The 11,115-nt window shown below is 61.3% G+C and carries 6 protein-coding genes; all 6 read right to left on the bottom strand.

Annotation, left to right across the window (positions count from 1 at the left end; genetic code table 11):
• Positions 1-554 precede the first annotated feature (554 nt).
• From brxL to G7A98_RS16635, 6 genes are read right to left on the bottom strand one after another with little or no spacing between them, the layout of a single operon-like run.
• Positions 555-2,615 (bottom strand): BREX system Lon protease-like protein BrxL, encoded by a 2,061-nt coding sequence (gene brxL / locus G7A98_RS16165; RefSeq protein WP_163650710.1) that lies wholly within the window; start codon positions 2,613-2,615, stop codon positions 555-557.
• Between the two features lie 28 nt (positions 2,616-2,643).
• Positions 2,644-4,977 carry a BREX-1 system phosphatase PglZ type B gene (gene pglZ, locus G7A98_RS16160; protein WP_163650709.1) on the bottom strand — a complete coding sequence of 778 codons (2,334 nt, stop codon included), beginning with the start codon at positions 4,975-4,977 and terminating at the stop codon, positions 2,644-2,646.
• A 55-nt stretch (positions 4,978-5,032) separates the two neighbouring features.
• Entirely contained in the window at positions 5,033-6,907 is a 1,875-nt protein-coding gene (locus G7A98_RS16155) for an Hsp70 family protein (RefSeq protein WP_163650708.1), read from the bottom strand.
• Position 6,908: 1 nt separating this feature from the next.
• Entirely contained in the window at positions 6,909-8,216 is a 1,308-nt protein-coding gene (locus G7A98_RS16150) for a hypothetical protein (RefSeq protein WP_163650707.1), read from the bottom strand.
• Positions 8,209-9,315, bottom strand: coding sequence for a hypothetical protein (locus G7A98_RS16145; protein ID WP_163650706.1), 1,107 nt, complete (start codon positions 9,313-9,315; stop codon positions 8,209-8,211). The genes G7A98_RS16150 and G7A98_RS16145 overlap by 8 nt, the downstream gene beginning before the upstream one ends.
• Before the next feature lie 31 nt (positions 9,316-9,346).
• Complete coding sequence (locus tag G7A98_RS16635; protein WP_205596301.1) at positions 9,347-10,213, bottom strand: hypothetical protein; 867 nt, start codon at positions 10,211-10,213, stop codon at positions 9,347-9,349.
• Positions 10,214-11,115: the final 902 nt, after the last annotated feature.

The following is an 11,115-nucleotide window of genomic DNA, read 5'->3' as shown; positions in this document are numbered from 1 at the left end:
AGCCGATCCTGATAAGCGATGCCACCAGTCAGTACCTTCAGACCGCTCAATCAGCACCCTCGTGAATGAGGCGGGCTGATGGGTCACGTGTTGCACTTGGTCATTGAGACCGCCCTTCTTCAGCGAGACAGGTTTCTCTGGTTGCCATTCCCGTGCGTCAGACCGTCCCGCCAGACATGCTGTTAGAAACCCCGGCTCCCGCCGGCTCACGCATAGCCTCCCTCGGCAATGTGGGAAAGATAGGTTCGGACATCATCGGCCCGGCCTCGGCGGACCAGCTCCTCCGCCGTCAGGTCACCCAGCGGCGCGAGCGGGTAGGTGCGATACCAGAGCCAGGCGCCACTGAGCGATCCCGCCCACGGCTTGATATGCTGGAGGATCTCCACGACCTGGCGCAACCGCTGCTGTGTCGAGGCCGCGCGGAGGCGGTCGCTACGGCTGAGGGCGCTGCGATTCAGAAGGTCAACTCCAGATTAACGAAATGGAGAGTCCGGCCAATTGTCTCCCAAATTATCCGAAATACCGACTGTGGGTATTTTGCAGATTCAACCTGCTTACTCTCCCAGCGCCTTCAGCAGCGCATCCCGGGCGTCCAGGTAGAACTGGATGTCCACCTTGGTGGCCATCTCGTCGGAGAGGTCGAACAGCAGCTTGCGGCAGGTGACTGGCATCAGGATCGCCGTGGCGCCTTTCTCCACGGCAATTTCCACCATGGTGACCGGGTTGTGAATCGGCTCGATGGAGCCGCCGAGGTTGATCTCACCCACCACGATCAGGCCGCCACGCAGGCTGCGCTTGAGTAAGGATGAGCTCATGGCGATCAGCGCGGCGACCCCCAACTTGGTGCCAGACTTAGCGGCATCGAAGGCGCGCAGCTGAATGGTGAACTCGTGCTGACGCGGATCCTTGTCGCCGACTAGCTGCCCGGCGCGCGTGTAGAGGTTCTGCTCGGCGTAGCCGATGCTCTCACGGAAGGCCGGGGGCACCGGCTTGTTGAGGATCTTCACCCCCGAGCCGGGGCCTTCGTTGACCTCGATGCGGAACAGACCCGGGTGCTCCTCCTGGCCGTTGCTGGCCTGGCCGCCAGGGCTGATGGTCCAGACCTGGCCGGGCTCTAGGGGATCGTTACCAATACTGTTGTCGCTCTGCAGCTCCGGAGTCGCGACGAACTTCTCCACGCCGTCTTCGCCCATGGTGTAGCTGAAGTGAGTGTTGCGGAACTCCGCGGCACCGATGCGCTTCTGCTGCTCCTTGACCCGCCGGCGCGCCTCCATGCCGATATGAACCGCCCACTCCAAATCGTCGTCGCTGGGCGTGAGGTCATCGCCGGGGTAGAGCAGCTTCAGCAGGCCGCTGGCGGTCTTGTTGACGGCGTTGGTGTCGCGACCGGAGAGGGCGCCGCCGAAGAAGACGCGCCCCTGCCACTGTGAAACGCGGCTCTGGCTGCGCAGCTGGCTCCAGCACTCCGAGAGAAAATCGCTGACTAGGCCGAAGTGATCGGTGAGCAGCTCCTTGCTGACCTTGGGCACGTCCCACCCGGGCAGGAAGGCGTGGATGCGATCCATGAAGGCGGTATCGTGGCGCATCTCCTCGGGCAGAGGGCCGAACAGGTGGCCGATGCGCTGCTGGTATTCCACGTCCACATCGAAGTTGCCCACCAGCACGATGGAGCCGTCGGCGCGGATGCTCTCCTTGCCGCGGGAGAACTCGCCGCTCTCCATATACCCCTTCATGATGTTGACGCCGTCCTTGTTGTCGAACGAGATGCCGGAGACCTCGTCGAAGCAGACCACGTCGTATTGGCACACCAGGCCGCGCTGGCCGTTGGCGTTGTTGACGAACATCTTGGCCACGGTGGCCTTGCCGCCGGAGATCAGGTGGGCGTAGGGCGAGACTTGCTGGAACAGGTGGCTTTTGCCGGTGCCGCGGGGGCCGAGCTCGACGACGTTATAGTTGCGCTCCACGAAGGGCACCATGCGCAGCAGCATGGCGTCCTTCTGGCGTTCGGTAAGGCCCGCCGGCTCGATGCCGGTGGAGCGCAGCAGGAAGGCTTTCCACTCCTCGGTGGTGAAGTGCTGTCGAGCCTGGGCCAGCTCGTCGAGCACGTCGCGCTTGGAGAGTTGGATCTCGCGCAGGGCGCGGATGCCGAAGGGGCGCCCGCCCTGTTCCTGGGCGATGCTGGCGTCGTATTCCAGGGTCAGCTCGGCGTAGAAGCCGCCGGTGAGCATGCGCTCGTGCTCGCTGACTAGATCATCCGGGATCCGCACGTCGTTCAGGCGCAGGCTGGGCAGGCTGGCCATGTAGGTGTCGTTCTTGGTATCCAGACGCGCCTGGATCAGGTCGATGATCTTGATCTCGCCCTTCTCGCGGGCGCGGGCCTTGAACAGCTCCTCCTCACCGGCCTTGATGGTGCGCGACTTGAGCTGCCGCTGCACCACCTCCAGACCCTCCTCGATCTCCTCTGGATCGGTGCTGGCACAGTAGCGCCCAAGCAGGAACTCCACCACGTAGGTGGGTACCGGGAACTGGCGGGCGAAGGTGCGCACCAGATCCTTGCGCACCAGGTAGCCATCCAGCAGCTCAGCCGCCTTGCGATCCAGATCATCGAGTTCCATGACGTCTCCCTGTGTCAGTCATTAAGGGCTATGCACTGCCGCCGATGGTGGCGGAGCGCTGAGCGATCACCTGGCCCTTGTCATCCAGCACCACGGCGTAGGCGGTATCGCCTTCTAGGTCGTCATCTTCGACCACCACCGAGGCCTTGCCGCCGGCCTTGAACGGCTTGGGCGAGAGCACCAGGCTGCTGGTCGGGTCGCCGGCATGGCGACGCACATCCAGGGTCAGCCCCTCGCTGTCGCTTTCCACCACCAGGGTACAGCGCAGTCCCTTCCACACCAGGCCATCGATCAGCACCGAGGGCTTGGGGCCGGCGCTGCCGGTGACCACCAGCTCCGGCGTCAGACACTCCTGCAGGCTGAGACCGCCATGGGTGTAGGTCTCACCCGCCTTGAAGCAGTGAATGCTCTCCGCCAGGGCGAAGTGTACCTGTTCGTTCCAGTACCAGGGGAAGCGTGCTGCGTCTGTATGGGCTCCCGGCTTGAGCGCGGCACAGCGCCCCCACTTGGTCTCCACTAGGCTGGCCGGCAGCTCGGTCTTGGGTAGCTCTCCTGGCAAAAGCAGCCAGCCGTGATCGGTCACCACGCGGACCTGCGACCAGCCCTGGGCCAACAGCGCTTGGATGCGCTCTGCAACCTCGGCAAGCATGTCATCCACATGCTGGGCCAGCTTCCAGCCGCGCTCATGACCAGCGTGATCGATATCGCCGAACTCGCACCAGGCCGGCTTGGAGGTATCCAGGGTCTCCTTGTGCAGTTGTTCCACCTGGCGGCGCTCCAGCACCTGCCAGCCATTCTCGCGCAGCAGCTTCTGGAACAGATGTCGGGTGATGGGCGTGAACTGGTAGCCGTCAGGCTCCTCGTGGATGCCATCGCTGCCGAGGATCGGCGCCACCGCGTACTTGCCGGTGCCGGTCACGCTGGGCAGCGCCGCCCAGGTACTGTGCTCGGTGACATCCAGCCCCTGGGCGACAAGGCGCTGAGTCAGGCGCTTGCCACAGTCCAGGCGCAGGCCATCCACGAACAGCACGCACTCGCCTAGCTGAGTATGGGGGGATGCCTCGCCGCGCTTCAGGCCATCGACACCCGGTTGCCACACCTTCTGGAGGTGGCGGGCCGCCTCGTCGGCCCAGCGCAGATACACCGTACGGGCCGCGGTAAAGACTGCCTCCTGCTCGCGCTGGCCGGTGATCTCCTCCAGCGCCCTGAGCAGGGCATCATCGGCCTTCCAGCCTTCGCTGAGATACGCCTGGCGCATATCCTCGGCGTGCCCACCCGCCAGGCTGCGTCGCGTCACCCTGGCCAGCTCGGCAAGCGGTGCCAGGGCCATGGTCAGCGGGCTTTCGCCCAGCTCCGCCCACACCCAATCGCGGCGCACACCATGTTCGCTCTCCAGTGTTTCCAGTCGTTCGCGGGCTTCATGGGCCGGCAGGCTGCCGAGTGCGCACAGGTCGTGATAGAGCCGCTCCTCCTCCTGACGGTTAAGCTGCGGCCATACAGCCATGTCGTCAGGCTCGGGAAACAGGCCGAGATCCGGTGGCGTAAGCTGAGCCAGGTGTTCGATGAGCTCCGGATAGCGGTTCGGGGCCTCCGTAAATCGCGCCCAGACCGTTTTCCAGTTGCCCTGGCGCTGGGTGAAGCGCTCCAGGGCATCCAGCACGCTCTGTTTCTCAGGGTTTATGCCGTAGCGGGAGTTACATACCTGACAGAAGGCCTGCCACTCATGGTCAGGCCGGCTAGCTTTCATTGCTTCGGGCTGGTTGAGCCAGTCCAGCAGGTCGCGCACCGGGTCGCCGCCGGTGAGCAGGGTATTGAAGGCCTCGGCGTCGAGGTGACGGTCTTGCAAGTCCGCGAGCGGCTCTCGGAGCAATCGAGGCAGGGCGGCCAGCAGTGCCTGGCGTGTGGCAGCGTCACCGGCCACGGCCAGGCCCAGCCCACCCTGCTGTGAGGAGAGGAACGCCCGCGGCGTCCAGTCCTTGGCGTTGACCTGGGACCAGAGCGTGCCGCGGTACTGCAGCTCTGCCAGGGGCTTCAGGGCTTCCGGGCACTCGCTGACGGCACGTAGATCCTGGCGTCCTACGCTGGGCAGGTAAAGGATAGGAGGTGTCTCATCGTCCAGCTTGATGCCTTCCACGGTGCCGGCGATGGCACAGCGTAGCCAGATCGCCGGGCCGCGGCGCTGCTCGGGGGCGTAGTCGCCCAGCACCAGAAGCTCCGGCAGCTCGGCCTGGATCTGCGTGATCACCGGCTCCCATAGCCGCTCGCGGTCCGGCCACAAGATGCAGGTAGGAGCCGCCTGTACATCTGGGTTGTAGGCGGCGGCGCTGCGGATGGCTCTAACGAGCTGTTCCATGATAGCCATGAGATGGCGTATCTCCTCACTGCAAATGGCTTTAAGCGCAATAGCTTACCGGAAATCAGCGGCTCACCCGGAAGCTGCCAAGGCCTTTTCCGCGCTGTTCGGATAGACACCGGCATTTCGGATCCCCAGCGCGCCTCCCGCAGTAACTGCAGGGCGCGTAGGAGGCCCTTTCATCCCGTTGCAGGTCGGTAAGTTCATTGGCTCGATGGAAGTGCCCGCCTGGCCGGCCCATCTCCTTCTGCATCAATGCCTCGCCGGGTACCAGTGAGATGTCCTCCTGCCTAGCTACATTGGGTCGCAGCAGGATACCGCCTACCGGCTGATCGCTCTGACTGCTGCGACCCTCAGGCTTTTTTGATGCTCCCTCGGCGCCACCGGTCTGTTCTTGGGGTCCATTCATCGAACGGCCTGTGATGCCCTGCATGATGTCCAGGCCGAATTCCAGCTCGTGAATGGGCCGGTAGTCGCTGTCACCCTTGATGGCCGACTTCGCCGTGGCGTGTAGGATCAGGTTATCGTCTACCTCCAGGTCGAGCATGATCCGCTCGAAGAGCTTGGCCATCGTAGGCTCAACCTTGACGTTTAGTGACGCCAGGGGCTGGCGAGAGTCGTTTGGCTGCACCTGGCGCCCATGGCGGGTGGGGGCGAGCAGGCTGACCTTGCCGACGCCGTCTCGCGGATCGGTGCAATAGAGCGTCAACCTCTCAGCCTCGCTGACATCCCCGGCAGTCGGCATCTCGTAGCCTGCACCAATGACCGGGAAGTAGGCGTTACGTGCCACATGGACCTCGATGTTCTTGGCCAGGCGCAGGCGGGCACGGTCATGGGCGATCCATGCGGCTCCCTCCGAGATGATGGAGAAGCCACGATCGGAGATCTCCACCCGCGTGGCACCAAACATCTCATAGAGGCCGGACTTGACCGCCGGCATGTTGACGATGCCGCCGGTAGCCAGGCAGAGCGAGATATCCGAGGTGGTCAGGTCGGCAGCCTCGATCAGGGTCTTAGCGCGCCTAATTCCCTGACGGACCTTCTGGCCGATAATCTCCTCAAGCTCGCTACGAGTCAGCAGAACATCGATATTTGGATCTCGATGCTCATTACGGAAATAGTCATGAATGAATATTGGTTCTTGCTCACGAGTCGAGAGTTTGATCTTAGCCTCTTCGGCACGAGCCAGCAGTCGAAGCCTGGCATCCGAGTTGACGTCTGCCTCCTCGGCGCCGAGCCCTGCCGCTTCGACGGCGCGCTTCTCGACCTCACGGCGAATCGCCTCATCCATCACATCGCCACCCAGGTCGTCAGTACCATCATTACGAACTTGCACGAGCATGCCGTTCTGCACCTGGCACAAGGTCAGGTCGAGGGTGCCGCCGCCCCAGTCGACTACCAGTAGGTATTGCCCTTCCAGGCGGCGAATCTCGCTTTCCGGGTCTTCCTTGGTGCGCAGGTAGCCGTAGAGTGCTGCCATGGGCTCATGGACGAACTGCTCGATAACCAGGCCGGCCTGATGGAAGGCCTCGCGAAGCTCGCGGCGCTGCCTGCCGTCCATATCGACGGGAATCGTGACGACGGCCCGGCCGATACCCTGGCCATGCTGGTAGCGCGGGTCTTTCTCGGTGCTCGACACCACGTGCTTGACGACATCCGCCACCATATCGCGGGGACGCCGCGGGATGCCGTCGACGTGAACATATTCCCGGTTCAGGAGCATCTTGGGTGAGCGCACCACGTTGCCGATCACGCCAATCTCGTGGGTCATGAGGCGCTTCTTGGCCTCGCTGCCGCAGATAACACTATCGCCCTCGTAGCAAACTACCGAGGGATAGGGTTCATTGTCTGTTCCTTGGCCCAATACGATTGCTTTACCGCCGACTACTTGGGTAATCAGGCTGTTGGTGGTGCCGAAGTCGAAGCCGAAGACTTCCATATCACTCTCCTTCTGTTCTATGTAGAACCTTCTTAATATTGTCGAGAGCATCTTCAACGTAGTGGGAAACGATGTGCAGCTTGGGAGGGTCAAGCCTAAGTGCAATCAGCGCTTCCTCCAGGCGTGGTACCTCGTTCTTCAGCGCCTTGGTGACCTGGGCGCGCAGTCGGTGCTTGTCATCTTCCAGATGTACGCTGGTGGTCTGCGCGCTCTCCTTCTCTTGGTGTAGCGCCTGCTCAAGCTCTTCGACCCTGGCCATCAGGGCGTCATGCTCGTGACGTAGGCTTGTATGTTCCTGGTGTATCTGGTCACGCTCGGCGGTGAGGCGCTTGACGTCTCTCTCCAGTCGTTCCAGGTCGCTGGCCTGGCGGATCTTGGTATTCTCGATCTGGCGCGACAGCCAGCCCAGCGGGGAGAAGTCGGCACTCGCCTGGGTATAGGCCGACTTCAGTAGCGCCTCCCTGGCCTGGGTAGGGTAGTGTGTGCTAGTGGTGAAAACGCCCTCTGCTCTCAGGAAGCGCAGGATCTCTTCTTCTCCGGCCCACCCCTGGTTGGCCTGCCAGATCAGGCTCAGGAACAGCAGGTTGCGTAGCTTGGTCAGACGCTCCTTCTTCTCCTTGGCCGGCACCTTCTTATTGCCTTCCACCTGCTGCACTCGGCTGACATAGCGCCTGAAGAGCTCCTTGGCGGGCTTGCGGTCCTCGTCGCTGAGCGGGAGCCAGTCATCCACAGGTTCCATGGCGAGATCGAAAGTTTCCCGGCCAGCGTCGATGGCGAACTTCAGCAGCAGATCCCTGATGGTGTGGTTGCTGTAGATCTCAAAAGCGGCGAAGGCCAGGTTGACGGTACGGGCAAGCGCGGCGTCTTCACGCTGGGCGAGGTCGAGAAGCTCCGAACGCTGGGCGGCTGAGAGCGTGCGCTCCTCCAGCTTTCTCAGCGCCGGCTCGGTGATCCTCTTCGGTGTACCCGAGGAGGCATAGAAACGCTTGATAATATCGGAGACGCATGTAATGTTCTTGCTGCTCTTCGACTGAGTGGAAGTATCCGACTTCTTATCCAGTTCCTGGGTGGACCTGGTACCTGACTCGCTACTCCTCTCAGAGTCGCTAGCGTGACTTTGCCCTCCTTGCCGAATATCTTGATGTGCCCGAGACACCGCTGGGTTCTCAGCAGGTGTCGGAGCCTTAGTATCTGACCGCTTATTGGTGTTAAGGGCTTTGCCAGCTTGGGCCTCGCCTTGTGAAGCGGCACCTGTGGTTTTGTTGAAGATCGGGACGAATTTTTTATCGTCCCTTGGGGAGTCACTCATGCTCTACGTCCTCGATGATACGGGTGGCCAGGGCCTCGAATAGAGGGCTGTGGCGCAGCTTTTTGGCCCAGCCGGCTGCCTGCTCATGATCGCCGGCCTCCCAGCAGGTATTCATGGCCAGTGCCTGGATCTTGACCCGATCATGGTCGGTGGTCAGGCGCTTGCTGACCAGGTGCGCCAATTGAGGCAGTCGCTCCCACTGTTCTGTCAACGGCAGGCTGCAGAAGCGCATGATTTCGGCAGTGAGGGTGTCCACCGGCAGGTTGTGTCCGGAAGCGGCCCTGATCTTAGGGGGTGGGCAGTGTTTGCCGCAGCGTAGGCCGTTCAACATCCGGCAGGCAATCGCGACCTGACCACCGGGGGCGAGTATTTCAGCTTCGCTGAAGGCGTTGTGGTTGAAGTTGACCAGCGCCTTTATCAGGTTGGCCAGCGGGCGGTTGAGGAAGCGGAGTGCCTCGCGGGCGGCGTGGAACTTGGTCGTGTAGTCATCTCGGTTCAGACTCGTGCCGCCACGCTGATCCTTGGCCAGCACGCCGTAGAGGAAGTCGCTGACGCCTTCCAGGTAGTACCTGGCACCGTCCTCCTCTTTGGCTACGGTGATGAACTGGGCGATACGGTCACTTTCCAACGGCTGGTTGACGATCAGGTTGTTGAAGGCCCGCTCCACCGTGGCTAGTTGCGCCTCCTTGGGGATATCGAATTCGATATGGTAGTTCACCGAGTAGTCGGCGCTGGTCAGGGTAACCTCGTGAAAACCCGAGGTGATCTTGCTGAGTTGGCGGCATGCCTGCCGACTGGCCACCTCCTGGTGGTCGATCTCGATCCGCTCTGCCTGCTGGACCACCCAGTCCGCTGGAGGGAACGGACTGGCCACCACTTCGCCCCGCTCCTTGACCATGCGACTGCCCACCAGCAACTGTGGGCGCTTGAAAGGGTGCTGGTCAAAGACGTGCTGTCGCCGTGCCTCGCGGTCCGCGAAGACCTCGCCGCACTTGTCACATTGGAAGGTGACGGGGCGGTTGGGCATCGTAGGAATCTCGGGGATCAGCACGCTGCCCCCGGCGTTGCCGGGGTCCACAGCATCGGTGATCTTGGCCATCGTTAGTCTCCCTGCGCGTTACTGCACATTTTTATGGTTTTCTCGCTGCCTTCTTCGCCGCCAGCGTGAGGTGGTAGTCGTTGATCCGGTCGCCCTTGGCACCGCCCAGCTGGGGGCCGAGCTGGTACCAGGGAGCGGATTCGACGTCCTTGCCCCGATCCTTCTTCCAGTGGATGTTGGGCTTGTGGACGAGCACGCCGGCCCCCTTCTTCTTGACGTCGGGGACGGACAGGAAGGGGCGGATGTTGAGGCGGACGCCGTCGTTGAGGTCGGGGTGCCAGCCGATGGGCTGCTCTTCCAGGGGCTTCCAGCGTACGAAGATATCGTAGGGCTCTTCGCCTTCGAGAATCAGCTCCAGGCTCTTCTGCAGCGCCTCGGCGGCGGCGAGGCGGGCTTCGGCGCCGTCGATACCCTCGCTGATCTGCTTCTTCTGCTGGGTGATCCAGTCGCCCAGGTAGGTGTAGGTGAGGGTTTCCAGGGCCTTGAAGTCGAGCTTGTGGTAGTTCACCAGCGCCGAGAAGCCGTCCTTGAGGCCGTCCCAGATGTGCCAGATGAAGGGGCGGTTCTGGAACAGCTTGCAGTGCTGAGCGAAGAACTTGTCGCGCAGCCAGCTCTCCAGGTCCTTGCCGGCGTGATCGACGCTCTCCAGCAGCTTGCCGCGGGTGGTGGCGGACCACTGGTCGCCGTAGGCGTCGGCCAGCAGCGCCTCCAGGCGATCCACGGCGCGCCGCTCGCCGCGCACAGCAGGCAGGCAGACGATGCCGTCGCGATCTGCATGGCCGAGTAGCGCCTCGCAGCGCTTGACCCACTCGCGCTGCTCCTCGGCCAGCTCCATCTCCGGGTCCCGCTCCGCCGGCCAGCGGTAGCCCAACAGCCGGGCCATGGCGACCTGCAGCACGGTATCGTCGGTGCGCAGCGGGCCATGGGCGGTCCATTTGGCTTCCTCGTCCCAGGTTACCGAGCCGCAGGGGTGGCCGTGGAAGATCCATTGTGTGGGATCATCAGAGTAGGGCTTAGGGAGGCCATGAGGGTATTTTTCAGCAGCAGCTTTTTCCCATTTATCGATATCAAAAGGAATATTTATCATATATTTGGTTTGAACCAAGATGCTCTGGTTTATTTTTCTAACCTCATGATTGTACTCAGGGCTTCTGCAGAACTCCCAAAGCGCGGGCATTATGCTAGGATCGGCTGGGATAATTGCACAGCAGTTTTCGTCGTATATCCTCTCAGAGTATATACTTGCTTTTAGTTCGCGCATTTTGCTTATGCTTATGCCTGGCTTCCCCCAGTTGGGTTTGCCTCTCTGCCAGTTTTGGGCAGCATGATTAAGGTGCTTAACGCTTTGTACTAAATCGTAGAGCTCACCCGCTCCTTTTTGCCAAAGAACAGCATTCGTAAGCCCTGTGAAATGACAAGTTTGAATCGAGCTTGTCTGAGAAAGCTCCCATTCCCCCCCAAATCGAAAAACCTCCCAATGTTTCTTAGTAAATCGGTTTAGCTCCCCAGTGGAAATTCCGGATAGAGCGCTGCAATACTTAGAAAGTAATGGAATGTCACCTTGGTTTTCAAAGGTTACTGCTGCGCCGGGATTTGAGAATTGCGTTTTTTGTTCGATCTTTTTTATTTCGAGATTTTTTAGTCCTCTCGCTTTATATTCGGCTCCTGATATCGTGGAACAGTCAATGAACTTTATTATATTGCTTCCTGAAGATTCATTATTTCCTGAATCCGTGAGACCGGCCCCCAGGAATGCTTCTAACCTACTGAACTGCATGGCAATATAGCGAATATCGCCAT

This window comes from Modicisalibacter sp. 'Wilcox', from assembly GCF_010993675.1.
Taxonomy (GTDB): Bacteria; Pseudomonadota; Gammaproteobacteria; order Pseudomonadales; family Halomonadaceae; genus Modicisalibacter; species Modicisalibacter tunisiensis.
This window is presented reverse-complemented; position numbering and strand designations above follow the sequence as displayed.